This window comes from Nitrospira sp. M1 (assembly GCF_965152605.1).
The window spans coordinates 4,305,522-4,331,762 of sequence record NZ_OZ224217.1 but is presented as its reverse complement, the minus strand read 5'-3'; the positions used below and the strand labels follow the sequence as shown (position 1 = coordinate 4,331,762).

22 protein-coding genes are annotated in these 26,241 nt (G+C 47.8%); 15 read left to right on the top strand and 7 right to left on the bottom strand.

The annotated features are described in order from the left end of the window. Positions 1-43 precede the first annotated feature (43 nt). The gene (locus tag ACWHX8_RS19485) at positions 44-835 is read left to right on the top strand and encodes an SDR family NAD(P)-dependent oxidoreductase (RefSeq protein ID WP_447969803.1); all 792 of its coding nucleotides are present in this window, start codon (positions 44-46) and stop codon (positions 833-835) included. Positions 836-914: 79 nt separating this feature from the next. Beyond that, complete coding sequence (locus ACWHX8_RS19480; protein ID WP_447969802.1) at positions 915-1,595, top strand: class I SAM-dependent methyltransferase; 681 nt, start codon at positions 915-917, stop codon at positions 1,593-1,595. 59 nt (positions 1,596-1,654) lie between these two features. Here the strand turns inward: ACWHX8_RS19480 and ACWHX8_RS19475 are convergent, their stop codons facing one another. The 3 genes from ACWHX8_RS19475 to ACWHX8_RS19465 form a co-directional block, all read right to left on the bottom strand. Beyond that, positions 1,655-2,110: a hypothetical protein gene (locus ACWHX8_RS19475; protein WP_447969801.1), complete on the bottom strand. Its 456-nt coding sequence runs from the start codon at positions 2,108-2,110 to the stop codon at positions 1,655-1,657. A 358-nt stretch (positions 2,111-2,468) separates the two neighbouring features. Next, the gene (locus ACWHX8_RS19470) at positions 2,469-2,834 is read right to left on the bottom strand and encodes a VOC family protein (RefSeq protein ID WP_447969800.1); all 366 of its coding nucleotides are present in this window, start codon (positions 2,832-2,834) and stop codon (positions 2,469-2,471) included. Positions 2,835-3,036: 202 nt separating this feature from the next. Beyond that, a complete protein-coding gene (locus ACWHX8_RS19465; RefSeq protein WP_447969799.1) occupies positions 3,037-4,041 on the bottom strand; it encodes a hypothetical protein in 1,005 nt (334 codons plus the stop codon). A 281-nt stretch (positions 4,042-4,322) separates the two neighbouring features. Between ACWHX8_RS19465 and ACWHX8_RS19460 the strand changes: the two genes are divergently transcribed. From ACWHX8_RS19460 to ACWHX8_RS19405, 12 genes are all read left to right on the top strand, one after another. After that, the gene (locus ACWHX8_RS19460) at positions 4,323-4,583 is read left to right on the top strand and encodes an AbrB/MazE/SpoVT family DNA-binding domain-containing protein (RefSeq protein ID WP_447969798.1); all 261 of its coding nucleotides are present in this window, start codon (positions 4,323-4,325) and stop codon (positions 4,581-4,583) included. Next, entirely contained in the window at positions 4,561-4,992 is a 432-nt protein-coding gene (locus tag ACWHX8_RS19455) for a putative toxin-antitoxin system toxin component, PIN family (protein ID WP_447969797.1), read from the top strand. The genes ACWHX8_RS19460 and ACWHX8_RS19455 overlap by 23 nt, the downstream gene beginning before the upstream one ends. Before the next feature lie 802 nt (positions 4,993-5,794). Next, on the top strand, positions 5,795-6,697 hold the full coding sequence (locus ACWHX8_RS19450; RefSeq protein ID WP_447969796.1) for a polyprenyl synthetase family protein: 903 nt from the start codon (positions 5,795-5,797) through the stop codon (positions 6,695-6,697). A gap of 153 nt (positions 6,698-6,850) precedes the next feature. Further along, positions 6,851-7,837 carry a hopanoid-associated sugar epimerase gene (hpnA, locus tag ACWHX8_RS19445; protein WP_447969795.1) on the top strand — a complete coding sequence of 329 codons (987 nt, stop codon included), beginning with the start codon at positions 6,851-6,853 and terminating at the stop codon, positions 7,835-7,837. 45 nt (positions 7,838-7,882) lie between these two features. Next, positions 7,883-8,689 carry a carotenoid biosynthesis protein gene (locus ACWHX8_RS19440; protein WP_447969794.1) on the top strand — a complete coding sequence of 269 codons (807 nt, stop codon included), beginning with the start codon at positions 7,883-7,885 and terminating at the stop codon, positions 8,687-8,689. A 338-nt stretch (positions 8,690-9,027) separates the two neighbouring features. Beyond that, a complete protein-coding gene (locus tag ACWHX8_RS19435; protein WP_447969793.1) occupies positions 9,028-9,426 on the top strand; it encodes a phage holin family protein in 399 nt (132 codons plus the stop codon). Between the two features lie 131 nt (positions 9,427-9,557). Continuing rightward, positions 9,558-11,375, top strand: coding sequence for an ATP-binding protein (locus tag ACWHX8_RS19430; RefSeq protein WP_447969792.1), 1,818 nt, complete (start codon positions 9,558-9,560; stop codon positions 11,373-11,375). 127 nt (positions 11,376-11,502) lie between these two features. Next, on the top strand, positions 11,503-11,847 hold the full coding sequence (locus tag ACWHX8_RS19425; RefSeq protein ID WP_447969791.1) for a hypothetical protein: 345 nt from the start codon (positions 11,503-11,505) through the stop codon (positions 11,845-11,847). A gap of 281 nt (positions 11,848-12,128) precedes the next feature. After that, entirely contained in the window at positions 12,129-13,112 is a 984-nt protein-coding gene (locus ACWHX8_RS19420; RefSeq protein ID WP_447969790.1) for an SAM-dependent methyltransferase, read from the top strand. 506 nt (positions 13,113-13,618) lie between these two features. Then, positions 13,619-13,843, top strand: coding sequence for a hypothetical protein (locus tag ACWHX8_RS19415; RefSeq protein WP_447969789.1), 225 nt, complete (start codon positions 13,619-13,621; stop codon positions 13,841-13,843). A gap of 885 nt (positions 13,844-14,728) precedes the next feature. Next, entirely contained in the window at positions 14,729-16,534 is a 1,806-nt protein-coding gene (locus tag ACWHX8_RS19410) for an SLC13 family permease (RefSeq protein ID WP_447969788.1), read from the top strand. A 125-nt stretch (positions 16,535-16,659) separates the two neighbouring features. Beyond that, on the top strand, positions 16,660-17,721 hold the full coding sequence (locus ACWHX8_RS19405) for a potassium channel family protein (protein WP_447969787.1): 1,062 nt from the start codon (positions 16,660-16,662) through the stop codon (positions 17,719-17,721). A gap of 72 nt (positions 17,722-17,793) precedes the next feature. Here ACWHX8_RS19405 and ACWHX8_RS19400 read toward each other — a convergent pair whose 3' ends face one another. Next, the gene (locus ACWHX8_RS19400) at positions 17,794-18,582 is read right to left on the bottom strand and encodes a sulfite exporter TauE/SafE family protein (protein WP_447969786.1); all 789 of its coding nucleotides are present in this window, start codon (positions 18,580-18,582) and stop codon (positions 17,794-17,796) included. Between the two features lie 650 nt (positions 18,583-19,232). Here ACWHX8_RS19400 and ACWHX8_RS19395 point away from each other — a divergent pair. Continuing rightward, positions 19,233-19,580: an endonuclease III domain-containing protein gene (locus ACWHX8_RS19395; protein ID WP_447969785.1), complete on the top strand. Its 348-nt coding sequence runs from the start codon at positions 19,233-19,235 to the stop codon at positions 19,578-19,580. 221 nt (positions 19,581-19,801) lie between these two features. Here ACWHX8_RS19395 and ACWHX8_RS19390 read toward each other — a convergent pair whose 3' ends face one another. The 3 genes from ACWHX8_RS19390 to ACWHX8_RS19380 form a co-directional block, all read right to left on the bottom strand. Next, entirely contained in the window at positions 19,802-22,000 is a 2,199-nt protein-coding gene (locus ACWHX8_RS19390; protein ID WP_447969784.1) for a S8 family serine peptidase, read from the bottom strand. Positions 22,001-22,099: 99 nt separating this feature from the next. Next, a complete protein-coding gene (locus ACWHX8_RS19385; RefSeq protein WP_447969783.1) occupies positions 22,100-22,726 on the bottom strand; it encodes a hypothetical protein in 627 nt (208 codons plus the stop codon). A 65-nt stretch (positions 22,727-22,791) separates the two neighbouring features. Next, positions 22,792-25,719 (bottom strand): S8 family serine peptidase, encoded by a 2,928-nt coding sequence (locus tag ACWHX8_RS19380; RefSeq protein ID WP_447969782.1) that lies wholly within the window; start codon positions 25,717-25,719, stop codon positions 22,792-22,794. Between the last annotated feature and the right edge of the window lie 522 nt (positions 25,720-26,241).

Sequence of the window (26,241 nt, the reverse complement as noted above, 5' to 3'; positions counted from 1 at the left end):
TCTATATTGAAAGTCTGTGGAATTGAAACAATAAGGAGATCTTATGGATTTACAGTTAACCGATAAATTATGTCTCGTAACCGGCAGCACGGCAGGTATCGGATATGCGATTGCAGAAGCCCTTGTTGCTGAAGGAGCTCGAGTGATTATCAATGGACGTTCTCAGAAGTCAGTCGATGAGGCGATTGCGAAATTGGCTTCCGGTGCGTCAGGAGAGCTCATCGGGTTTGCCGGCGATCTTTCAACGGAGGCCGCTGCAGAACGGTTGGCGCAGACACAACCGGATGTTGAGATACTGGTGAACAACCTGGGGATCTTTGAACCAGTGTCGTTTGAAGAGATTCCGGACGATGATTGGCGACGGTTTTTTGAGGTGAATGTCTTGAGCGGAGTGCGTTTGAGCCGTCTCTATCTGCCTAGGATGCGAAGGCGTAACTGGGGACGGATTGTCTTCATCTCAAGTGAAAGTGGAGTTCAAATTCCTGCTGAGATGATCCATTATGGGATGACCAAGACCGCGCAGTTAGCTATTTCGCGTGGCCTTGCGGAAGCGGTTGCTGGAACAGGTATCACGGTCAACAGTGTGCTGCCTGGACCAACCAAGTCCCGAGGTGTGAGTGACTTCGTTGAGGATCTCGCCAAGCAAGAAGGCAAGTCGTTCAAAGAATTCGAAGAAGAATTCTTTCAGAGTGTGCGTCCGACCTCACTGATTAAACGTTTTGCGACCCCGGAAGAAGTCGCATCATTGGTGACTTATGTCGTGAGTCCGCTTGCCTCGGCGACAACAGGCGCTGCGCTGCGAGTCGATGGTGGCGTGGTGAAGAGTGCGTTTTGATTTCATTGTCGACTGGTGTTTTCACGCTCAGTGTTTGGTGAATAACCGGTGCAAACATGTGCGTGGGTCACGTTGATTCATGACGAAACGTTCTGATGCACATATTATTGAGTCCTGGAAAAAGAATGTGCACCCATGGATTGTGGCTATACGCGACGGTACAATTGAAAGTCGTGTACGTGTCACGAATACCGCCATTGTTGAGACCGTTGTCGCGCAATCCCCTCGCACCGTTCTGGATGTCGGCTGTGGGGAAGGGTGGTTGGTTAGAGCATTGGGACAGTGTGGAATCGACGTACTTGGGATTGATGGTGTTCCACAACTCATCGAACATGCCACGCAGCAAGGGGATGGCCGGTTTAGAACGCTCCCGTATGAAGCTTTGTCTTCAGACGTGCTCCAAGAGAAATTTGATGTGATGGTATGCAATTTTTCTTTGCTTGGCCATGAGTCCGTTCACCGCATTTTTCAACAGGCACAATTCTTACTCCAAAAACATGGTTCACTCATTATTCAAACGATGCATCCTGTTGCCGGCTGTGGAGAGGAAAATTATGAAGACGGCTGGAAAGACGGGTCATGGGCTGGATTTAGTGATGCATTTTGTGATCCCGCGCCGTGGTATTTCCGAACACTCGAAACATGGAAGGCATTGTTTGCGGAGAATCACCTTAGGCTCAATGACATCGTGGAACCGGTAGATCCAACAACACAACGTCCTGTCTCAATCATTTTCACTGGAATGTTGACGACATTGTGAGTGAAGCAGATGAATAGATGAGAGGCAAGAAGAAGATACGTACGTAGAAAAATAGTAACTTACGACATGAAAAATCGAGGAGAGGGTGGCTTGATTGGTGTTGGTTGTTGTTTAACTTCCGAGGGACTTTCATAACGCAGTCTGATGCGTTGCTTCCGGTGGTGAGCGTCCAGATCTCGCAGATCTTCTTCAAGTATTTGTCGATTTCGTTGAAACTTTCTCGTGCAGATCCCTGACGCGCACTTACGCCAGGTGTATAAATGAATATCCTCCACGATATTATTCAGGTATTCCCAGATATCTTTGTTTTCAGCATAGCGGTGAGCGCGCGAAATTTCATGGATGAATTTCTTTTCCCGCGCATGTCGACGGATGTCTTCGAATTCTTTTGAATAGTCGGCGTTGAGTTTATCGAGTTCGGCGAGTAGCTTTGTGCGCTCGTCGTTTTGTTGTGAAAGAAGTTGCCGTTTGTTGCCAGCCAGTTCCACCCGACACCATTTTGGTTGGAAAGCCATAGAGTGTAGCAAAACTGGTTAACGATTCCATGTACAGGATAGGGTGGGCCTTAATAGATAGGTCCACTAGATATAGATGTCTGAGAACTTCGAGAACATGAATTTACCCACTTTGCCTCACACGGTAGAAAGATCATGAATAGGAAGACCAGGTGGAGGAAAAGAGAACCGCGGTAGGCGGTGATTTAGCCGGGGGATGAAGGCAAGGATGCATCTGTTTTGGTCGAAAAAAGAGCCGTGTTCAAGAGATTCATGCGCTTGGTAAGAATTTTCTTACATCGAGCCTAAGGCTCATCAAGGGAAATGACAATTGGCATTACCTTTGTCAGAAGGTGTTGTTCCGGCCTGAAGCGGGTGCTCAAGCCCCTAAATCTTGCCCTATCATTATTCGATGACCATCGTTTGTTCGCAAACCAAATTCTCGCATTCCCCATGGTTCGCTTCTCAGTTCCTTTATCAGTTCTGCACCGTTTGCCACAACCTCAGCGTAATACTCATCTGCATTGTCGACAACAAAGTAAGCAAAATACGAATGATCTCCAAGGTCACGAGCTGGCGTTGAGCCAGGACAATGACCAGCCATTATTTGACATCCGTCACGCTCGAATAAGCGCCAACCTTCGTCTCCAATCTCTCTAATTGCGAATCCGAGAACATCGCGATAGAACTTCAGAGACGCTTGTAGGTCTTGTACTGCCAGAACATACATGGTGCGTTGAATCATTTTTATCACCTAAACGGTATTTATTTTTTCGATCTAATGGTGCATAACACATCGACAATGATCAATTGCATCCAACTGCGAATATCCGCTTTGGGTCGAACTCGAGAATTTGCCGTCTGGTGATAAACTCTTTGGCAATCGTTTAAGCAGTTCGGCAGAGTTCGGCCATAAGCCGACCTTACGTACACCACAGTTGTGACAATCAAACCTTATCGATCTCGACTCTATTGAAATTGTTAACATCCGTATCCAAGAACACCTTGATGTTCTCATTATTCCACGTTATGACGACCGTCAGCTCTTGACGGATCATCGGCTCCGGGACAGGAACACAAAGATTTAATGCTTTCTCGTCTAAGCCTTCAACGATAATTTCCATATTGCGATTCGGTAGTTTCTTTGTTGAAAAGCGAAGCCCGCCGAATTCCACAGACCCGAAATTGTAGGTTTCTTCATTTATCCGCCAATCATGATGCGGATGGTTAATCCTGAAGTAAGAAGTACCCTCAGTTGGCGGGCGCGAATCTGGCAATTCAAAGCCGCTCAGTTTTTCATCACCAGCGGTTGATGCTGCAAATTGGGGCACCGTTCTTTCTCCCAGCTTTATGCCAAACTCTTCGGCCAGTTGCTCGACTGCTCTCATCCCAACTTCTAACGTCAACTTAGCGATCAAAATCAACATAAGCTCCAACCCATTATGGGAGCCTAACTGGTATCCTTCGAGATCGGCGATGATGCGGTCAGCCTGATCAAGCTCGTGTCCGACTCCGATCTGGCCCGCAATGCGTTGGATCAATTTTTCATAGCTAAAACCTTTTCCCCCTACGTAGTACGCGTCATAGTTCTTAATGATTTTTTTAAGGCTTTCATCTCTTACAGCTAATTCGGTCGGCCCATCTCCCGCCAGATACAGCGGAATCTGTGTGAAAATCAAGCCTTCAGCCCGGGGATGTGTTGCATTTATGTTGAGACCCGGTGATTGAATCTTTACTTGGTCATCAATGCCCGTTGATTCTGTGAAACGCCAAATAAGACCTTCTGAACCTGAAACGTAACAAACCAAATTGCGCAAGATGGTGGATATTGTTTTAGAATATGCCGCCTCGCCTGATTCCAATCCAGTTAGGGAGACACGTAGAAGGTAGAGCTGGTTATCAAGGTCTTCCAACAGTCGTATCGGAGTTTTTTTTACTGTCTTTTTCGCCATAAATTCTGACCACTCTTTCTTGTCCCTCTAGAATCGGGCCCTCTGACTGTTGGATTCCTTAATATTCCAAACGGCTGGTATGGGTCGAGAGCCGCCGTGGTGATTTAGAAAATAACGAATTGTATCAAAAAGGATTAGCAGGACGGAAAATATAACTGAACATCTCATTCGGTTGCATGTACCGCACATAGGCTATGGCTTTGAGCGGAAATTGTATTCTTGGCAAAACCCTGTCATACTAAAATAAGAAATTCATAATTTACAAAATTAGGACAAAGGACATGAACAGAATCACACCAGAGAAACATCCTTCGGCATTGGTCAAAGTACGGAGAGCTGCACAGATCACGTTGCCGCGTGAAATTCGACAAGCGGCACATTTGGAAGAAGGCGATTATTTAGAGGCAGAAGTCACCGACTCCGGAATTTTGCTCCGGCCTGTGAGTATCGGCAGCCGTGAACCGACACCACAACAAGAGGCCGAAATCCTCGCCGTAGTGAACAAAGAGCGCCGGACCTATGCCGCACAACGCCATCGTTGATGCCTCGGTGTTGGTCAGCGCCTTCCTGTTCGCTGAGAGTGTGCCGAGACAGGTTATCCGCTTGGCAAGACAAGGGCTGTATGCTCTCCATTTCTCTCCCATCCTGATTGAAGAAGTTTCCCGTTCCCTCAAAAATCCACGCTTGAAAAAGCCATACAGCTACACGGATGATGACGTGCGTATATGGCGTGCGGAATTAAATGAGATCGGACTTTTATGGACTAAGCCCTTGCCTAAGGTCGGGAAGGTATGCCGTGACCCTGACGACGATCATGTCATTGCCGTAGCTGTGGCCGTCAAAGCTAAATGGATTGTCACGGGTGATTTGGATTTACTCGATCTCGGCGAATATAAGGGTATTCGGATAGTGAAGGCTCGGACTTTTGTTGATGAAATTCTTGCAGGCTAAAAATGTGACGAATCCCCCTTTCTAGGTGGGATGCAAGAAGCGGTCTATTTGATAAGGGCTATATCGTACATTTCGATCTTAGGGGAATGAAGGAAATCAAAGGAGGAAGCGATCATGATGAACGTAAAGGCGGTCATGGTTTTCTTTTGGGGGCTGCTGGTTGTGGTCCTTGATTCCAGTCCGGCCAGGCCACGATAGAACAAACGAGCCATCCCGCACGTTTTTAGAGGTGCCCTTATGATTGTCACATGAAAGCGTTGGAGTAATCCATTATCACTTCGATGAGAGAACATGATTGCTCGAAGATAAAGATATCGTCGTCGAGAAAACCTTCTTGGTTTGACACCGAAAAACCTCTTTGATACGCTCGGTATCTGCTTGACGCCTCCCGAAATCCATTGATCATTCGTGTTTTTTGAGCACTATCTATGCGACGTGTGGATGTCCATCGTCCAAGCGGATGGCTATGGAAAAGAACGGAGTTTGTCGGGACAAACGGTTGTGGCTAATACGGGAATCAGGACAAAAGGCAACAATCTGTTAGGATATAGCGAATCCAAATAAGTTCCAAACGGAAAAATATAACAAACTCCGCGCGGTTCAACGTTTGAATCAGCGGAAGTTATAGCCGTACCTTTCATCTTTTGCTCCTACGACATGTGTGGTTGCGCTTTGTACATGATAGCAATTCGGCTTAGAGTTATACGGTTACGCTATAATTGAAACGGCTATATCTTTTTCCATGTGTCATTGATGGCCGTCTGTCATCGGTGATGAATGAATACAACACAAGCAAACGTTTATGAGGATTTCTGTGGATATTCAAGATTACCTCAAGCAACAACAAGACAAGATTGATTCATTTTTAACGCAGGTTGTCCCGCCGGGAAATCCTCTGGCGAAAACGCTCTATGAGTCTATGCAGTATAGTCTCCTAGGCGGAGGGAAGCGTATTCGGCCTATTCTGACACTTGCTGCGGCAGAGGCTGTCGGGTCTCAGAGTCATGTGATTATGCCCTATGCGGCGGCACTTGAACTCATCCATACCTATTCTCTTGTGCACGATGATCTTCCGGCCATGGACAATGATGATTATCGAAGAGGGCGGCCGACCAATCATAAAGTGTACGGAGATGGCCTGGCGATTCTGGCAGGAGATGCGTTGCTGACGATGGCGTTTGAATTGTGCAGCCAACCTGCTACGGAGTCTGGAATTCCGGCTGACAGACAAGTCAACGTCATGTATGAGCTTGCGGTTGGCGCGGGGCATGATGGCATGGTCGGTGGGCAGGTGATGGATATTCAGGCAGAAAATCAGGATATCGACCTGATCACTTTGCAAACGATACATAACTACAAAACCGGGAAGCTCATTCGGGCAGCGGTTCGGATTGGCAGTTTGTTAGGTGGTGCCACACAGGTGCAATTAGAAAACTTGACGGGGTATGCGGAAGACATCGGCTTGGCCTTCCAAATTGCTGACGATGTACTCAATATGACCGGAACACGAGAAGAGCTTGGGAAGGATGCAGGGACGGATGCGAAACGTGGGAAAAAAACCTATCCTTCGTTCTATGGAATCGATGGGGCACGGGATCTTGCCGCAGATTGTGTCAGCCGTGCGTTGAAACGACTGGATGACTTTGATGATCGAGCCGATCCGCTTCGCGCATTGGCGAACTACGTAGTGCAGCGACGCAACTAGTCTTTCGAAGCGCGTCGTTCGTCGCTCGTATCTCGCAAAAAAAACTGAAGAACTTTTCCGACGAAATACGAGCAATGAAATACGAGATACGTTTTTTCATCGCATGAGACGTCAATGGCATGTTGATAAGCCTTCTATGAGGAAGGGGCAGTCGTGAAAGCGTTGGTTACCGGAGCGACGGGATTCATCGGTGCGGCTGTGGCTCGAGCGCTTCTGGAGGCTGGAACCGACGTGCGCGTTTTGGTCCGTCAGGAGAGCAATCTGAAAAATCTGGAAGGCCTGCGGGTTGAATCTGTTGTCGGGGATTTGCAAGATCCGCCCTCGCTTCGCCGGGCACTCGATGGTTGTCAGCACCTGTACCACGTTGCGGCGCATTATGCGCTGTGGGCCAAAAATCCAGAAATTTTTTATCGGGTCAATGTAGATGGAACAAAGCATTTGCTTCAAGCCGCAGGGGATGTGGGTGTGGAGCGAATTGTCTATACCAGTACCATTGGGGCGATTGGCCTTCCTGATGGCGGCGGGATGGGAACGGAGGAAACTCCGGTGTCTCTCTCGCAAATGGCTGGAGATTACAAGCGATCAAAATATTTGGCTGAGCAGGAAGTCTTAACCTTAGCCAAAGCCGGGCTTCCGGTTGTGATTGTCAATCCTTCAGCTCCTGTGGGTGAACGAGACGTGAAGCCGACTCCTACCGGTCAGATTGTCGTCGACTTTATGCTTGGCCGCATGTTGGCCTACATCGAAACCGGGATGAATCTCATTGATGTGAATGATGTGGCCATTGGACACATTCGGGCCATGGAACGTGGTCGAGTCGGAGAACGCTACATCCTTGGACATCGCAATCTCACACTTCGAGAAATTTGTGACATATTAAGCCAACTGACCGGCGTGAAGGCTCCACGCATCAAACTGCCTTGGCGAGCTGTTCTTCCCTTAGCGCACATGAATACATGGCTTGCTGATTACGTGACCCATCAAACCCCACGAATTCCGTTAGAAGGGGTGCGCATGGCCAAGTATCATATGCATTATAACTGTTCTAAAGCTCTTCGTGAACTCGACCTTCCTCAAACACCGATTGAGCATTCGTTGGAACATGCCGTGAAGTGGTTTCGAGCAAATGGCTATGCCTAGGGACTACATTTGCTGTCTGATCTAACCCTGTAGACCGATTTCCCTATGGAGTTTTTTTCACTTCTCATACCCACCGTGCTTCTTCGTCCATATGTCTTTCTGTTTCTCGGCATGTCGTTGTTTTCTGCTGTTCGCCTACTAGGGTGGAAGCGTACGCAGTGGATGTTTGGCCTGACGTGGGTTATTGCATTTCTTTGTGAGTTTTCTTCAACCCGTAACGGCTTCCCGTTTGGTGAGTACTATTACATGGGCTCGACGGTTGGACAGGAATTGTACATCTCGAATATCCCCTTTATGGACTCGTTATCGTTTACCTTTTTACTGTATGCAAGCTACTGTCTTGCCCTGACATGTGTGTTGCCGGTGCGTCAGGCGGGTTGGGGATCGACGTGGGACATCAATGTGCGTGATCGAACGTCTTGGCCAGTGATTGTGTTGACGACGCTCTTTATTACGTTTATTGATATTGTCATCGATCCCGTTGCTCTTCGCGGAGATCGTTGGTTCTTAGGCCTTATCTATGGCTACACGCACCCTGGGGTCTATTTTGGCGTTCCTCTTGAGAATTTTTTGGGGTGGGCCACGGTTGGCGTGTTATCGATCGGACTGTATTGTGCTGGAGATCGCTATCTTTGGAGTGATTCGTCTCTTCCACAGCGCACCGTCAGCGGGAATCTTCTTTGGGGAGTTGCACTCTACTATTTGGTGTTGGTGTTTAACTTGATCATGACCTTTTGGATAGGCGAAACCTTGATTGGTTTGGTGGGTTGCTTGATCTATGTACCAATTTCATTATTGATGACACTGAGAATTTTAGGTCGGGCGCCAGTTCATGCCTTGAAAGATGTTTAAGGGAACATTCTGCCAATTATTGCTTACTTTTTTGGCCTGCTGATGCGCCTGTTGCCAGAATCGGCGACAGGAATAACTTGAGGGCACCTCTAAAAACCGTTCTTTTCCGCGATTGCAGCGTCAGCCGCGTGCTCAAATCCTCATGTATGCGTCTATACACTGCGGTTTTGCGCGCGCGACTTCCTTGCACTCACGAAAAAGTCCTGGTTTTTAGAGGTGCCCTTGAGCCTGTGCGGAAGCCCCGTTATGATGAACCGTGATGATGGAGTTACTCATGTGGGGCCACGGGCGTCCTTCGGCTGCCACTGTCGTTACTATGGGATTCAATTGAACGTACAATGCGTGGGTTTTTGATTCGTTGTGGGGTCACTGCGGTGGCCGTCCTTCTTGCCAGCTCTATTATTCCTGGGATAGAAATGCGTAGCCTGTTGGCAGGCATTGTTGCTGCGGTCGTGCTGTCATTTTTGAACGCGTTAGTCAGACCATTACTGTATATCCTCTCTGCTCCGTTTATTTTATTGAGCTTAGGGCTTTTCATGGTGATGATAAACGCTTTTTTGTTGCATGTGGTGTCATTTTTTGTCAAAGGTTTTTCGGTTGACGGGTTTTGGCCAGCTATTGGGGGCGCTATTTTGATTAGCTTTGTAAGCGCCATTTTAAACATTTGGGTTTCAGAACGAGGCCATGTTGAGGTTGCGATGACCAGTCAACGGCGAAAAATACGCCATATTAATTGACGCAAATGCATGACTATTCATCGATTTCACTCACACTGGTGTCAGTGTAAGCTGCACAGTATGTTTGGCCGGTTAGGGCCTGCGTTGAAAAGCTGGAAACAGTACGCACGCCGATAAAGGAGAGAGACGATATGCCCAATTCCGTTGAAACCGCCTTGCCTACCAAGCAAAGCACGCTACAGAAAATTCTTACGTCGGCGGTTAATGAACTTGGAATGGAAGCGGTATTAGTGGCCATTATCGAGCATGAAAGTGGGCCATTTCTTCCTCAAGTGTCGCGCGGGTTTACCGCACGAGAAATTCGCGCAATCCTCAGGACCCTGACTCCGAATGAATGGGGCAAGCTGGGATCGAAGGGACAACTTTCAGATGCTGACCTCAATAAAGCGCTTCGTCTTCGCATGATTACCCCTGGCAGTAAGGTCTTATTAGGTGTGCCGTTAAAGCATGGGGGGCGTATTTACGGGACGATTGTGTTAGGGCGGAAAGAGAACTCCACACTCTTAAAGCGCGACAAGTCATCGGTTGAACGCGTGAGGGCCTACATCACTGAAGAATTGATGAAGGCCGGACTTTTTAGCACATCGCTGATTTTAGGTCGGCCGCTTGTCGCTCAAGAGCCGATGGCCGCTGATGGGGACGGCGTTCAAGCTAACCAGCCTCGATCGTACTCGAGTCCTATTATTCAGGAGCGGGTAACCACATTGCTTGGAGACATAGGCGATTCCGTTCCGTTCGAGCGGGCTTGGGTGACGATTTATGATCCGATTGCCGCGACGTTAGAAGTGCTTGGCGGTATCGGAAACGTGAAGCGCGATCTTGCGCCTGGGCAGCGACTCCTCTTGGATGAGTCCGCTTCGGGGTGGACCGTCAGACATCGAAAACCGAGATGTGATCATAACTTAGCTTCGACTCAGGGGCGTTTTCAGGACTACAAGCAACTCTATAAAGATCGATTTGCCTCAACAGTTGTCGTTCCTTTCTTTGTGAGAGGTCGAGTAGCGGGTACCGTGACGTTGGCGTCAAAGTCTCCTTCGCAGTATGAACCTGATGGGTTTCAGCTTAGGCAAATAGAGCCCATCACGACAAAATTGGTGGAATTATTTGAAGACCCCTCGGCTCAGCTGTCTATTCTGTCAGAACAAAAATCAGCAAATGGGAAACCTGTTGATCGCAATCGATCTGAAATATCGGAGCCGGCCATACGTCGTGAGGAACGGCGAGTGGCTCTTGACGAAGTCAGTTCGTTTCTCGCGACAGAAATTCGAGAGCCCATGGGATTTATTCGTGCGCAACTCGAAGAGATCACGGTCGAAGCGACGTTGGATTTTGACTCTCAGACTCGAATCGAAACGGCCATGCGAGATTTGATTCGTATTGAATCCATTCTCCATGAAATTTTGGACTTCGCCAAACCCCTCCAACTTGATCGACGACTCTGTCGCGTTCCTGATCTCTTGGATCACGCGTTTTCGCTGATTTCTACCGATATTCGCATTAATCGTATTGAGGTCGAGAAGGAGTATCCCGCACGACTGGCTCAAGTGCGATGGGATGAAGCGAAAATGCGACATGCGTTTCTCAGTATTTTCAAGAATTCTCTCGAAGCCATGTCTCCAGGCGGTCACTTGCGAGTGTCGGTGGCATCGCTAAAAGAGCCACGAAATCATATTGGCATTACGATTGAAAACGATGGGATACCGATTCCACCTGAACATGTCGATAAAGTATTTGAACCGTATTTTACGACTAAACGCTCAGGAACCGGATTAGGGCTAGCGATGGTCAAAAAAATTGTAGAGGAACATCAAGGGCAGATTCATATCACGAGCGGAGCAGACCAGGGAACGACGGTGACTCTACAAATGCCAGCCTTACGTCCACGAGTTCCATACAATCGAGGGAGGAGAAGAGGCCCGAGACGCGTGCCAACAGGACGCACGACATAAACGGTCGTTTCGTGTCTTGACAGCGCCGTTGAATTAGGAATATGATAGCCTTCCCTATGGCGTAAATGACGACACCATTATAAAGTTTTTTCCGTTGTTAACCTGTTTCTAACAAAGGAGCGGACTTATGAAAGCGATTGGAATTGTATTTGGCACAATGGGTGCCACCCTGCTCGCCGTCTCTCTGGCATGTGCCAACCCCGCGTTGCTTCCTAAGCATCCCGGCTATCCTGCAAAAGGCAAATCGCCAGCGACGGGACAAGCAACAGCCAATGATCAGGGGCAAGGCAATGTGAATAATCTCAGTGGCTCAACGATGTCTCATGATGTGGCTGTGATTAATGATGTTTCCGACCCAAACCGAAACCGGATCAAAAAGTCGATGGGTGCCGGTCGCCTTCCAGAAATCGAAGGTCCGCTGAATAGAACGAACCCTAACCCAGCTGGTGCAACGTCAACTGTCATTAAGTAACGTCGCTGGTTTTCGGTCGTTTACTGGCAAAAGTATTGATAAAAGGAAGAGTCCCTATTATTAGGGGCTCTTCCTTTTTTTATATTCCCACTCTTGGTTGTCTCTAATTCTTTAGAGTTTCAATGCATCGTGTTTGTGTGCTGGTGATCATTGATCGCATGGATGACCTCTGAAGGCAGTAGGAGGAAGAACCCGTCAAACCCATTCGCATCCAAACAGTACTCGGCGATCAATTAAAAGTTCAAATTACTGAGAATGGACCTCTCACATTTCATGAATTTATGACCGCAGCCTTGTATGATTCTGAGTATGGCTTCTACACGAAAGGTCCATTAATTGGTCGTCCCGAAGGTGATTTCAATACAAATGCAATGTTTCCAGCCTTCGCCTTTGCCATCAAGCAGGCGATAACGCGGGCAGAAGCACTTATTGGTGAACCCCTTAGAGTCGTAGAGTTTGGTGGTGGGACGGGTGAGCTTGCGTCAAATATTATCGCGTTTCTGGCATCTTCGCTCAACAACTACACTATCATTGAATCCAGCCCTTCACTAAGGGAGGAGCAGAAGCAGCGAGGGATTACGAGCCTTGCAAGTACGGAAACGCTCTCTCCGGCTCCGACATTTGTTTTTGGAAATGAAGTCTTAGATGCATTGCCGGTTCATCGAGTTATGCGTGATGGGTCGGGAGAACTTCTCGAAATGTATGTCGGGCTTGATGGTGATAGGGAATTGATGGAATTCCCTGGTCAGCCCTCTACGCCTCTATTGGCCAAACGACTGCAAGATGAACATATCAATCTAGGCCGTGGGCAAGTTGCAGAAATATGTCTGGATCTTGAAGAGTTTCTCTGTACAATACAAGGTATTGTGTCCAAAGGGTATGTAGTCTTTATCGATTACGGAGATGAAGCCACCGATCTCTATTCGTATAAGAAGCTCAATGGGACCCTGCGATCCTTTCGTTCACACAAACCGACGTTTGATCCGTTTGACGCTGTAGGAGAGCAAGACCTTACGGCAGATGTGGATTTTACCGCTCTCAAGCAAGCAGCAAGCAACGCCGGATTTTTCTATGTGGGAGGTGTTCGACAAGGAGCATGGTTAACAGACCTTGATATTAAACAATTCGTAAATTGGTCTCAAGATCAAGAACATGCACTCATGCAAATCGACCAATTAACCAGCATGGCCCAATTAGGAAGTTGTTTTGATGTTCTCATATTTAAGACGGCTGGCTTACCTGACGGGCTTACCCTACACTATTGATTACACATTTGCTGTCAATTATTCCAACAGACTGCCAAAAAACACCACATGAGCTCTTGTTTTTATTGCAAATTTGTTTTATTCTGTTCTTACTGTTGTGTGTCATAATACGAAACACTATTTTTTTTGACACAGTTTATATCGTTTCATTCATTCATTTTTTCTTTTGACGTGGCCGTATGGTCACATGATGTTCTTACAATAAATCATCTTTCAGCCGTAATCTTCCACATTTTTTCTCAATTTATCCCGCCTTTATTCTCTCGTTCCGTTTTCTAGATGCTGTCTAGATGTTCAACGTATACGTTGTAGCAAATAGAACACTTACAATACTTCATGTCTTCCCCTCTTGGCATGAGTGATGCATTAGCTTTGATTGTCGAAATCAATGGCTAGAGCGAAGCCCAATGACTTCCAATTGACTTAGGGCAAGATGCGATGGGTCGGAAGGATGTTGAAATGGCGACAAGAAGGCAGGAGGCTTTCAAAAAGAAGGAGGCGTCAATATGAATTGTACACGTTGTAGTGGACTCATGGTTGTGGATAATTGTTTAGACATTAAAGGCGGTCCCGGCGAATTGTGGATTAAGGCTCTTCGATGTGTCATGTGCGGAAATCTTGTCGATCCAACAATTAATCGCCATCGTTCCGGTTTTAAGGCAGAAGTTCTTCCATTTCGTAAACGTCTCCGCAGAGCACCGAGGACTCCTGTGGCTCGCTTGTCAGCCTGAGTGCAGGCCTACGGTAGCAATTCTTAAAAATCCTGTGGCGCGTTGACGCTACGGGCCGGCTTTCCTTTCTCCCTCTTTCGACGTGCGCCATTCTTGCCAACATTCAATCTGACATGAATGTGTGTTGCAAGAGCTTATCGGTGACTCTTATAGCCATTTCAATTATAGCGTAACCGTATAACTCTAAGCCGAATAGATATCATGTACAAAGCGCAACCACACATGTCGTAGGAGCAAAAGGTGAAAGGTACGGCTATAACTTTCACATGCTTGAAGTGAGTAAGCGCGTGGGGCTATAGCCGATTCACTGAACTTCCGAACCCTTGAAGGTTTTGACACCGCGTTGAAAGTCTTTTGGCATTATAGCGAAACCAAATAACTTCCAACCGAGTGTACATGTACACAGCGCAACAACACACGTCGTGCAGACGGAAGTAAATTGGAACGGCTATAACTGGACCGAATTGAGATTCGCTATAGTTGATCGACCTCAGCTGGAACGTATTTGGATTCGCTATAATGCCGTGTGGCTATTCCAATTGCATCGTGATGTGTGAAATTCGTAGAGCTGCACAATCTCTGACTTGTCAAATGCATTGTGGTTGTATCGTTTGAGGTCTAAGCGCCACGCAGTGCCTTTGCACCCAGAGTGTCGATCGAGGCACTTCTCATTCCATGCTCATTATGGAATCTCATAGAATTGTCCTGGTCCTGGGGTTCTGCAAATTCTTCCAAATGCTTGCTGTCAAGACTCAGACATCATACACTCCTCCCAGAAAAGAAATTCCTATCACTCCGCTCCTCAGATGCTTAGAACCCTCTTGATACCTGTGCTAGAAAACGATTTGTTGAGTGCGATGACAAAAGATCAATTAAGGATGGGTTATGACATCTGACCAGATCATATTGTTAAGTCTTTTAGGAGGGGTGTTTGTTCTCTTTATCTGGGAACGTTGGCGGTATGATATCGTCGCCGTTGGGATTCTTATGATTGCCGTTACCGCTGGGGTAGTCTCGTCGAGTGATGCCTTCCTAGGTTTTGGACACCCTGCAACGATTACCGTCGCCGCAGTATTAATCATCAGTCGAGGACTAAGCAATACGGGTGCGGTGGATTTCGTGACAAACTACGTCAAGCTTGCCCTCCATTCTCCTTCTCTTCACATCGCAGTCTTAGCTGGACTGGGAGCTATTCTTTCTACCGTCATGAACAATGTCGGTGCCCTTGCCTTGCTGATGCCCGTTGCTATTCAAACATCCATAGAAGCGAAACGTTCGCCTGCCATTGTCTTGATGCCCCTTGCATTCGGTACGATTTTGGGTGGAATGGTCACATTGATCGGGACCCCACCGAATATCATTGTGGCATCCTATCGTGAAAATATTGGTGGATCTGCCTTCACCATGTTTGACTTCTCTCCCGTCGGGGCCATTGTTGCGTTCATTGGGCTCCTCTTTGTCACACTGATTGGGTGGCATCTTATTCCAGCTGCTCGACGCAACCAAAGTGCTCCGCAAGAGCTATTTAAAATAGAAGACTATATTACTGAAGTCGTGGTTACGCGAGAGTCAAAAGCGATTGGAAAATCGCTGACGGAAATCGAAAAAATCACTGAAGATTCCGAAGCCCTTGTTGTTGGACTCGTTCGCGGGGATCAATCCATTCGAGGTGCAGTGTGGCGAGAAGGGCTTCAGGAAGGCGATATTCTCGTCATTGAAGCGGGTCCGCAGGGGATTAAAAAATTCGTTGAAACCATGAAGCTCGAACTGGCTGGGACTCAAGCAAATGAAGACGATTCAGCAGGCGTTGAGACAAAGCGAGTGATCCCCAAGGATCAGGTATTAATGGAAGCCGTCATTCCGCCTAATCGTTCGTGGTTAGTTGGACGTCTGGCGGAGACGCTTCAGCTTCGTTCACGATTTGGCATTATGCTTCTTGCTGTCTCGCGTCAAGGCAAACCCTATCGCGGAAGATTGAAATCGTTTCGATTTCGTGCGGGAGACGTGTTACTGCTACAGGGGGAGAAGGAGCAGGTCGTCGAAGTGATTTCGGTTCTTGGCTGTCTTCCACTCGCCGAACGTGGGTTGAAAATTGGCGGAAAGTCGCAAGCCTGGCTTGCTGCGGGAGTCTTTGGTCTCGCTATCACGAGTGCGACGTTTGGGCTGTTAGCCTTACCCATCGCCTTATTGCTTGCCGCGGTGATCATGGTCATGATGAATATGGTCCCACCGCGAGATATTTATGAATCGGTCGATTGGCCCGTGATCGTGTTAATTGGGGCAATGATTCCCATCGGCAACGCGTTAGAGATCAGTGGGGCCACAACGGTGATTGCTGAATCGTTGGTCGGCATTACGGAGGGGTTTCCTCCCGTCGCGATTCTTGGGTTGATTATGATTCTGACCATGACGTTATCTGACATCATGAACAATGCCGCGACGGCAGTCGTCATGGCGCCACTTGCGTGGGCGCTTGCTCAAGAGCTTGGAGTGAATCCCGACCCGTTTTTAATGGCCGTGGCTATTGGGGCATCATGTGCGTTTCTGACACCAATTGGGCATCAGAATAATTTGCTGGTGATGGGACCGGGGGGCTATCGATTTGGAGACTATTGGCGCATGGGGCTCCCCTTGGAAATTCTCATTGTCGTCGTGTCGATTCCTACTCTCATGTGGGCATGGCCGCTATGACCATAAAGAAATACACTATGAAAAGTGTAAAATGAATCAGTTCAATGCGGATGAGTCACACGTGCGTTCATCTTGAAATTGTGCACGTTGCCTTTTAACTTTTTCATTTTCCAATACCATTTGTCATGACACAAGAACGTCTTCAATCACGACCAGCAGAACCATTGAGCATGACCTGGCGCCGTGTCGTTTTTATGCCAGAAGATTTGAATCCTCGACGGACCTTGATAATTCGAATGTTGCTTGTGGGCCTGTTGTTAGTCTCGCTGCTTGGTATTTTGTGGGTAGATCGAGAAGGTCTCAACGATCAGTCTGATGGCGACGTGTCTTTTGTCGATGTTGTGTACTTTACGATGGTGACGATTACGACCGTGGGCTATGGCGATATTGTTCCTGTCACGCCTCGTGCGCGTCTGATTGATGCACTGGTCATTACTCCCGTCCGGATTTTTATTTGGGTGTTATTTTTAGGCACAGCTTACCAACTCGCACTCCGACAATTTTCAGAGGGATTTCGTATGGCAAAACTTCACGCTAATCTTGATCAACACATTATCGTCTGCGGATATGGGCATACAGGGAATGCTGCCGTGAAAGAGCTCTTAGCCAAAGGGACTTCTGAAGATCAAATTTTGGTGATTGATCCTCGGGATGAGCGAGTTCGTGCAGCCACGGAGCTGGGTGTTGCGGCGCTTCGGGGAGACGCGACACAAGAAGGTTTATTGAAAGACGTGGCACTCGTTCGAAAAGCGCAAGCCGTGATTATTTCAGCCGGACGAGACGATGCGAATGCACTCATACTGCTCACCGTTCGTCATTTGACTCCGACGTGTCGCGTGATCATGAGCGCAAAAGAACAGGAAAACGTCAAACTCTTTCGACAAGGCGGGGCTCAACGAATTATTTCTCCAGCGACCTATGGTGGGTACCTCCTAGCGGCTGCAGTCAATCAACGACATATGACTCAGTACATGGAAGATCTTTTGACGGCGGGAGGGCGAGTGAATCTTGTTGAAGAAGTTATTCGGGATGAAGATGTAGGAAAGACCCCAGTCGATCTCAAGCCTGATGTCCTGTTATGTGTATTTCGTCAGGGTAGTACGTATTCACCATGGGAATTTAAAGAAAATGAGTATCTCGAAAAAGGGGATGTCTTGCTCTTGTTGAAGCAAGCGCCGATTGCGTGAATATGGTTTCCCACGTCTGCCGCGAGGAATACATGTTCATGAGCATCCTGATTCATAATGGAAAGGGCTACCCTATAGGAAAAGACGAAGACTATTATCAATGATAATAAAAAGCCCTATGAAGCCTACCAGGATAGCGAAGGCTCGTCGGAGCGTTCGTTCTTTCATTTTTTTAGAGACATGAGTTCCCAGCATCATTCCAAGCACGCTGCCAAGAATCACCAATCCTGTTAGTTGCACTTGAATGTGATTGACGTCAAGGTGTCCGACAATTCCACCGATTGATGTCAACGCAATGATGAAGAACGATGTCCCGACAGCAGTCCATATCGGGAATCCTAAGATGAACATCAGAGCAGGAACGATGACAAACCCTCCTCCGATACCAAAAAACCCTGTGAGTAATCCAATGCCGAAACCAATAGCAACAGCTTTGACGGCGCAATTCCATGAAAAGTGTTGTGCGCAATCCATCTCGATGTGTTGATCAGTCTTCAAGGTGCGTGCTTGCAACGTCCAGAGGCTAATGAGGAGCAAGAGGAATCCAAACATCATCAGGATGACATCGGCTGGAACAAGTTTATGACCCTGAGCCCCCAACCATGCGCCCACCATCCCTGTGCTACTAAAGACCACAGCCGCCCGCCCCTTCACTTTACCGTGTCGACTTTGCTGCCATGCCCCGAAGGCCGCGGAGTAGCCGACCACAAGCAGAGACATGGCGGTTGCATGCTGAACGGGAATGCCGACGACATAGACTAAGAGTGGAATCGCAATGAGTGACCCTCCACCACCGGTTGCTCCCATAAGTAGCCCAATAATACCTCCAGAAAGCACAGCCAGGATTGTTTGAGTGATCATAAAGTGCACATTCTCGACAGTTCTGATACATGAAAAGACCAAGGAGGGGAAACAGCAGAATGGTCTATTTTGCGAAGGCCATCATTCAAGCAATTGACTCGTTGTTAACGGAATGACAGAAAAACCTATAGCAGCATTTCATCTTATTCTCAAATATTTCAGCATAGTATGGTTGATGCTCTCGGCAGGAAAAGCCTTGAAGGCTGTTGATCGTGCTTTAATCAGGACGTTCACGTATGCGCATCTGTGCAGAGTCTTATCACAACTGTCGTTGTCACCCGCCATGCCTTCTTCTTCAAATCTATGACAAGCCCATCACTAACACAAGAGACGCATCTCGAGAAAACAGGGCGGATAGCCAAGATCATCCACACGCTGCATCACACATATCCTGACACTACGCTTGCCCTGAATTTCACGAATCCCCCCTCGAGTTATTGATTGCCCTTATCCTTGCGGCGTAATGTACGGATATCTTAGTCAATCAGGTCACCGCGTTGTTGATTGAAAAGCATCGAACGGCACAAGACTGGGGCGATGTGGATCAGTCCACTCTTGAGGAGGAAATTCGTCAGGTGACGTTTTATCGGAATAAAACCAAAGCCATTCAATAGTGTTGCCGTGAACTTATCACTCGCTTCGAGGGGACAGTGCCTGAGACACTAGAGGATTTAATTTCATTGCCGGGAGTTGGTCGAAAGAAGGCAAATGCGCTGCGAGGAAATGCGATGGGGCAACCGACCATTGGTGTCGATCGACACGTTGGCCGCATTTCACAACTGTTGGGGTTGACCGCTGAAAAAGACTCGGACAAGATTGAGGCTGGCCTCAATCCAATCGTAGCCGGCAAGCAGAAAGTTCGTTTCTGTCATCTGCGCCAAACGCATGGACGAATCATTTGTGTCGCGAGAAAACCAAAGTGTGACGAATGCCCCATTCACCAGCATTGCCCTTATCCAAGTGGTATGGCCGACTCAAAATCTCCCACACCTAAATAATTGCGAAGACAACGCAGCCATTTTTGACTTTCTTGCAAAAGGGTCGATTCCGGACTGAGAAAAGACAAGGAAGAAGCTAATGGATTTTTATAAAACTGGCTAAATGGACTCAATGCATACTGCTGACGACATTCATACAGTGCCTGCATGGAGGCAACAACACAAGTTTTGTGGTTATTGCCTCCATGCCTTCATATACCTTGAATTGACGATCCAACCACTTATCCTAACGTGGTCTCGGAACGTGTGTTGTTGCCTTCATTGGATTCATTGACTGAATTGTCGGAGTCGACCGTTGCGCTTATCGTGCAATCCGGATCGAAACAATTCCCGCCTGGAGGCGTTGTCACTGTCAAAGATTGCATGTCTCCGGCTGCAAGACCTGAAAGAGATTGCGTAACGATAACTCCCTGTGTCGGGTCCAATACTATTCGAACTTTGAAGGATCCAGCATTTTGCATCCCGTCGTTGGCGACCGTTATTGACGTTTTTGTCACACAAGTTCCTCCACCGCCAGGACAAGAGACCGCAGGTCGTCTAATTTCCTTCACGACGAGATCCGGAAGACGCCTGTCCGATTTCATCTCCCTCTCTTGAATCTGTTCGACATCGATTGATGGATTGTCTCCTTCCAGATTCGTTGCCGTATACACTCCAGTCACGTCTAAAGATTCTGGGCTCTTGATCACGACAAACCCTTTGATATACGAAGTCGGAAACCCATTCGGGAACAAGCGTTGTTGAATATCTGGACAATCCACGGCCAAAGCCTCGCCAGGCTTAAGCGTATCTGTCGCAATCGGTAATACTTTGCCAGGTCGTTGTTCCTTTGGAGGGTAAGTCATTGCCAAGATTTTATTGAACTTCACAGGTGTTTGGTTGGGGTTGTGAATATTGATTGCGGTCGCATAGAGCCCCCTGGCCAGTCTCCTATCATCAGGATTCTTCTGTATTCCACACACGACCTTTGCGGAATATTGATACTTCGCTTCTGGCATTGGAGTCATACAATTCACCGATTTCAATGCCGCTAAGGCATCAATTCGCCCAAACCCATACAAATCGTCTTTGCCCGAGTCGCCTAAATCCACTGCGCTATCGTGCATGATCGTTCGTATTTTCTTCTGGCTCAGAGTGGGATCGCACGAGAGTAATAGACCTGCAAGACCTGCAACTTGAGGGGAGGCATAGGACGTCCCATCGCCTTCGCCATAATTATTGTTTTTTTGCGTGCTCCAAATTTCTTCCCCCGGAGCAGCGAGTTCGATTTCAGGGCCACGGTTGGAAAACGTTGAAAGAACGTCATTTTTATCAGTAGAACTCACGGCCACGACATTGGGATTCGTGGCTGGATATCCCACTGGGCCGGAGCTGTTCCCCGCGGCGTTATTCATAAAGACACCTTTTTGGTTTACGGCATAGTCAATCGCATCGTCAATCGCCTGACTACTTCCCACGGTCAAGCTCAGCGTGATGACTTTTGCCCCATTGTCTGCCGCATAGATGATCGCATCATCCAAAATGCTTCCGTCCGGCGCATTGTCGCCAACGCCTACCGCCATAACGGAAACACCCTTTTTCGGACCAAAGCCTCCAGCAACTCCAGCAAGACCCTGTCCATTGTTGGTCATCGCGCCGATGATGCCTGCCACATGCGTGCCATGGAAAAATGGCCCGAGAACATCATTGTTGTTATTCACGAAATCCCATCCGGCAAGATCATCCACGAATCCATTGCCATCGTCATCAGCCCCATTCTTATCATCATTGTCAAGATGGTCAGGATTAGATGCATCTAAAGCCCCGTCGCTATCGGCATCCTCACCGGGATTCACCCATATGTTACCAATGAGATCTTCATGGCCAATATCAGTGCCGCTATCGAGCACGGCGACAACCACATCGTTGGATCCCGTCGTTATGCCCCACGCGCCAGTCGGTTCGTTTGGAGACACCTGTGTTTTTTCAAGGTGCCACTGGTCAGGAAAGATCTGGTCATCGGGGTCTCCGACAGGAAGATAGCGCCCTAAGGTATTGATTTCCGCGTATTCAAGCACTCCGTCCGCTTGCAGTTGTTGAACGACGTCCAACGGGTTGCTCCCGGCAGGAATTTCAATGTCGACGTAACCTAACCGATTTTCCCTCAGCTCATTGAAACCTTGCTGCGCTTCAAAAGTTCGTTTCGACGCCAACGCGAGACCTTTTTTGAATTTTACGGTAATCACTTGCGGATGCACTTCATACTTGCTGCCCTGAAACTCTTGATACCATTTGTGCTCTTGCGCACTATACGTTTTCCCGGCAAACTCTCTCTTTTCCATGCCCAATCCTTGACTCGGGAAAGCCATTGAAAGAACACAGAGAATAACAAGGCTTCGAATACTCCATCTTCGACCAACACATTCTTTGTATCGTTTCATGACACACCTCCATGTATGAAAATACGAAAACAACTTGTTGACGTTCTATGAATGACTGACAACGTTATGAAATCATTCTCTAAAATTTGTTGCTGGTTATCATGGGCCTTCGTACACGCCCATCGTATGAATCTCCACATAGTCAATGAGCGAATGCCCTTGTAAGTCCGAAAACAATTCCAAGGCATTTTTCTTAGACATGATTCTGACATCAAAAATACCCAGGCGATTCGTTCTTACGACTTCAAGCTGTTGAGATTTAAAAAACTGTCGTCGTTCATCAACCGTTATCCCAGGTCGAAACTTGATTGATACGGTATCTGATGCAACTTGATACCATTTCCCTTGCGACTCTAAAAACCATTGGTTTTCTTTTCGAATAAACTTTTTATCCTTGATAGTCATCTCTGCAGACGAACGACCTCTCGCTGCCAACTCAGTCGCCTCGCCGACAACCTTGGAACGTCCATCTCTAGTGAATTGGGTGTGACGATAACCGCCACCTGACCCGAAATTGCAGGGTTCGTCCATGACAGGAGTCGCAGGGGGGTGATCACAGGGCATTGCTGTAGGTTCCCCATACGCAAACGAGGAAATCCCCATCATGACAATCAACGACAACAGGAGGGGCTGATTGCTCCTGGCTACGAACGTGGCTCTCGAAACCTTTGTGTTGAGTGGATGTATCAACAGAGCGCCTAGCTCAAAGTTTCGTTGCTGTTTCACAGGACTTCCCTCCTATAAGTTAAAAATATGTACGACAAGATCTAAGTCTATTTTTGATTTATGTCTTATCGTTCGGTCATGCCAGACCGGGTTCTTCGTTCACGAATTTGCTCAACATCAATACTAGGATTTTCTCCCTGGAGGTTCATTGCAGAATAGACCCCCGTGACATTTACCGAGGCGGAACTTTCGATAACCACAAACCCCTTGATGTACGATGTTGGAAATCCATTCGGGAACAGACGTTGTTGGATATCTGGACAATCCACGGCTAAAGCCTCGCCTGGCCCAAGTGTGTCAGTTGCGATCCGTAATACTTTTCCTGGTCGCTGTTCCTTCGGAGGGAACGTGAGCGCCAAGGTTTTGTCAAATGTCACTGGCTTTTCCCCGGGATTATGGATGTTAATCGCTGTTCCATAGATTCCCCTCGCAAGCCTCATGTCTTCCCGATCTCGTTGAATGCCACACACAACCTTTGCGGCATAGTGAAATCCCATGACTCGAGGTGTTGCCCTTTTCTCTTTAGCATTGTACACCACGAGGGCAAAATCCTGGTCTGTCGTATCACCTTGGTTCGGCACGCCATCTCCTGGGATATTGCTGGCCCGTACAGTGACGGTGAAGGAGCCAGTCGTTCCGCTGGGCAGCCATACGCTTTCGACGTTGTTTTGCCCATCAGGTGCCCCACCCGGTTGGGACTGATCATTTAGGAAATTGTTTCCTTGATAGTCGACCGGCCCACTCCCATCGTCCAACGTCACGATCAGATCAAGATCATTGACCCAAGCGTTGCCAACCGTGGACCCAGGAGCATCAGTCCAGACCAGCGTGACTCGAAACGGGTCCGTGTTCGTCGCAATCTGACCCTCCAGTTCAAACGGTGTATCACCCGTGCCATCAAACATATGCGTTTGATCCACGAGCATACGTGGAGTATTGTCAAACATCCGCTCCAGGTTCAGTCGGCCCATTCCCTGCGTATTTGAAGGAAGATCGTCATTTGCTCCAACCCCAGTCATGTATGTACCAGAATTCATGAGATAGGCTTTCGTCATCGCTGGAGAGGGAACCGGCATCGTTTGATTGACGAACCATTGGCGCAACAACGCGGAGGCACCTGCGACTGCCGGAGTTGAATGACTCGTACCTGAAGACCATGCATACAAGGTATTTCCAACAGGAAAACTGCCATCACACACCCCATCACCGATATATCCCGGATCTTGAGAGGCAGCTCCTTGAATATGTGTCCCAGGGGCCGCAATGTGAGGGCCAAACCGACCGTCGGCATTCGGTCCCTGACTCGAGAAATCAATAATGTCTCGAGCATCGTCAGCACCTGAGTTCCCGATCAAACATCCATCGACTCCAACTGGATAGTCATTTTCACTTGCTGCCACGACAAGCGTATTGTTGGCCGTGGCGCCTCTGTCCCCAAGCGTTGACGCACCGGCTCTTCCCCGATTTCCTGCTGCCCATACGATCACCATTTCCTGGTTTCCGGACTCACCCCCGTCACTAGCCGTTGCGGGTCTGGCATCTCGTACCAACCGATCATACTCCTGAGATGTTGCATCGTATTGTCCTGTTCCAACCGTGGAGCCCCAGCTGTTCGAACTAATCCTTGCTCCTTGGGCGTAGGCCGCGTTGGTCAGTTCCGTATGATCAGGGAACGTAAAGTTGGGATTGAAAATACGGGAACTCCCGAGTTGAACAAATGGCGCAATGCCTAACCCAAAGTGATAGCCACTTGCGTCCTCGAAATCGTTCCCACTGGAATTATTGAATCCCCCCACAATGGCGTGATCAATCGTTCCATGACCACCGGTATCGATGTTGTTTGCTGCGCTGACGTCGATCGTCGCACCTGTGACCTCCTGAACATACGCAATTCGACTGGCACCGCCTTGGTCTAAGAAATCCTGATGCACATTCCCAACGGTCGTCTGTCCCCGATCAAACCCGCTGTCGCTGACATTCACGACAAAATCAAAGGTATCATCAAAGCCCAAACTATTGAGCCAGGCAAGATAGCCTGGACTGGATAGCTGGCTGCCTATGGCATTAAGCTGATTCGCCATGATCTGCCCTTGCCGTTCACCAAATAGAACGGGTTCCACCCAGCGCTCAATGTTCACGACATCGGGAATCGCCGCCAAAGCCTGTAGATCATCAGGTGAGATGACGATTCGGAGGTTCTTGTACGGCCCCACTGTCCACACATCTTTCAAGACGCGTTTGGCCTTGCTCTTCACAGCAGTGATGGACGACTTCACGCTGACATGATCGACAAATTGGATTGTCACGTTGAGTTCGTCTTCAGCCAAAAAGTTTGATCCAGATTGTCCGCCCAGAGGACCTCGGAGTTCCACCGATTTGAGGCTGGGATCCATCTTGTATGCTGGCTCGAAGTGTCCGACCCATTGAACGAAAGGAAAGCCTCGCATTTTTTCCGCGGTTTCCATGTCTGTCTGAATCAGTTTGGCATTGCTTGGAATCGTATCAAGATATTTGACGGGTCCTTGTGCTTGAACGATGTCCAGCCATTCACCCTTAATAGGCCCTGCAAAATGAATGAGGTATAATTGCTGGGTTTCTGGATCAGGAGCTGCCCGAAAGCCTTGAGGAATAGATGGAATCGGCCTAGTGGTATCGATGACCCGATCCCTTAAAAAGATCTTATTCATATCGTCATCCATGGAAAATGCTTTTCTTTCAGAGAAGGTCATCCCTTTCATGTTGGAGTCTTCCACGATATAGACCTTGCGATCTGGATATTCAAAAACTTGAACGGGATTCAACGCTTTCGCTGCTTGAATGCCAGTTGAGTCATTCTTATAGACTGTGATCTTGTGGGTATTAGGGTATCTTTCCTCTGCAGTTCCTGTTAGTTGTGCCATGACGCCAATCGGCACACCTAGGCCTGTTACTAAAAAGAGGAAAATTGAATATTTCGCCAGATGACGGACTTTGGTCATAAATGAAGTTCGCATAATTGCATCCTCCTTATGAGTATATGGATGGCATTTCTTATGTGTTTGACAAGCGTTATGAATTACGACAAGTCTTTCCTTGCGCAACGAAATGCTGAATGACGTAGCGGTTGCCAAGAAATTAATTTTTTGATGATATATTGGGGAAAGTTGCTGTCATAACGCACTTCCTTTGCAAAACGAAAATACGAGACAAGAAAGATCGAAAATTATTCCTTACGATCACAAGTCCTACTCACCTACTCACTATGTTGAGCAAAGGTTATTCCAAGAAAAAACCCTCAAGAGTTTGTCAGTACATATGCATCACAAATACAGGATTTTCTTATACATAAAACTGGAAGGACGTTTTCATTCTGGATTTCGAGACGGGACTCCTGGCTAACGGCTCATGTATCCAAACGTCCTAGTTTGTTATCGATTTGGATACAAGCACACTCACCGATGATGTGTTTGTCGAATCCTCCAATGAAATTTTCCGACAAGAATGTTTACATACGCAGAAAGCCGCACATAATTTGA

Bases quoted from the DNA above. Each gene is read 5' to 3' on its own strand.
- ACWHX8_RS19425 (WP_447969791.1), top strand. From the start codon at position 11,503: ATGAAAGCGATTGGAATTGTATTTGGCACAATGGGTGCCACCCTGCTC.
- ACWHX8_RS19460 (WP_447969798.1), top strand. From the start codon at position 4,323: ATGAACAGAATCACACCAGAGAAACATCCTTCGGCATTGGTCAAAGTA.
- ACWHX8_RS19405 (WP_447969787.1), top strand. From the start codon at position 16,660: ATGACACAAGAACGTCTTCAATCACGACCAGCAGAACCATTGAGCATG.
- ACWHX8_RS19440 (WP_447969794.1), top strand. From the start codon at position 7,883: ATGGAGTTTTTTTCACTTCTCATACCCACCGTGCTTCTTCGTCCATAT.
- ACWHX8_RS19415 (WP_447969789.1), top strand. From the start codon at position 13,619: ATGAATTGTACACGTTGTAGTGGACTCATGGTTGTGGATAATTGTTTA.
- ACWHX8_RS19465 (WP_447969799.1), bottom strand. From the start codon at position 4,041: ATGGCGAAAAAGACAGTAAAAAAAACTCCGATACGACTGTTGGAAGAC.
- ACWHX8_RS19475 (WP_447969801.1), bottom strand. From the start codon at position 2,110: ATGGCTTTCCAACCAAAATGGTGTCGGGTGGAACTGGCTGGCAACAAA.
- ACWHX8_RS19450 (WP_447969796.1), top strand. From the start codon at position 5,795: ATGAGGATTTCTGTGGATATTCAAGATTACCTCAAGCAACAACAAGAC.
- ACWHX8_RS19485 (WP_447969803.1), top strand. From the start codon at position 44: ATGGATTTACAGTTAACCGATAAATTATGTCTCGTAACCGGCAGCACG.
- ACWHX8_RS19410 (WP_447969788.1), top strand. From the start codon at position 14,729: ATGACATCTGACCAGATCATATTGTTAAGTCTTTTAGGAGGGGTGTTT.
- ACWHX8_RS19420 (WP_447969790.1), top strand. From the start codon at position 12,129: ATGACCGCAGCCTTGTATGATTCTGAGTATGGCTTCTACACGAAAGGT.
- ACWHX8_RS19455 (WP_447969797.1), top strand. From the start codon at position 4,561: ATGCCGCACAACGCCATCGTTGATGCCTCGGTGTTGGTCAGCGCCTTC.
- ACWHX8_RS19480 (WP_447969802.1), top strand. From the start codon at position 915: ATGACGAAACGTTCTGATGCACATATTATTGAGTCCTGGAAAAAGAAT.
- ACWHX8_RS19380 (WP_447969782.1), bottom strand. From the start codon at position 25,719: ATGCGAACTTCATTTATGACCAAAGTCCGTCATCTGGCGAAATATTCA.
- ACWHX8_RS19430 (WP_447969792.1), top strand. From the start codon at position 9,558: ATGCCCAATTCCGTTGAAACCGCCTTGCCTACCAAGCAAAGCACGCTA.
- ACWHX8_RS19390 (WP_447969784.1), bottom strand. From the start codon at position 22,000: ATGAAACGATACAAAGAATGTGTTGGTCGAAGATGGAGTATTCGAAGC.
- ACWHX8_RS19435 (WP_447969793.1), top strand. From the start codon at position 9,028: ATGCGTGGGTTTTTGATTCGTTGTGGGGTCACTGCGGTGGCCGTCCTT.
- ACWHX8_RS19470 (WP_447969800.1), bottom strand. From the start codon at position 2,834: ATGATTCAACGCACCATGTATGTTCTGGCAGTACAAGACCTACAAGCG.
- ACWHX8_RS19400 (WP_447969786.1), bottom strand. From the start codon at position 18,582: ATGATCACTCAAACAATCCTGGCTGTGCTTTCTGGAGGTATTATTGGG.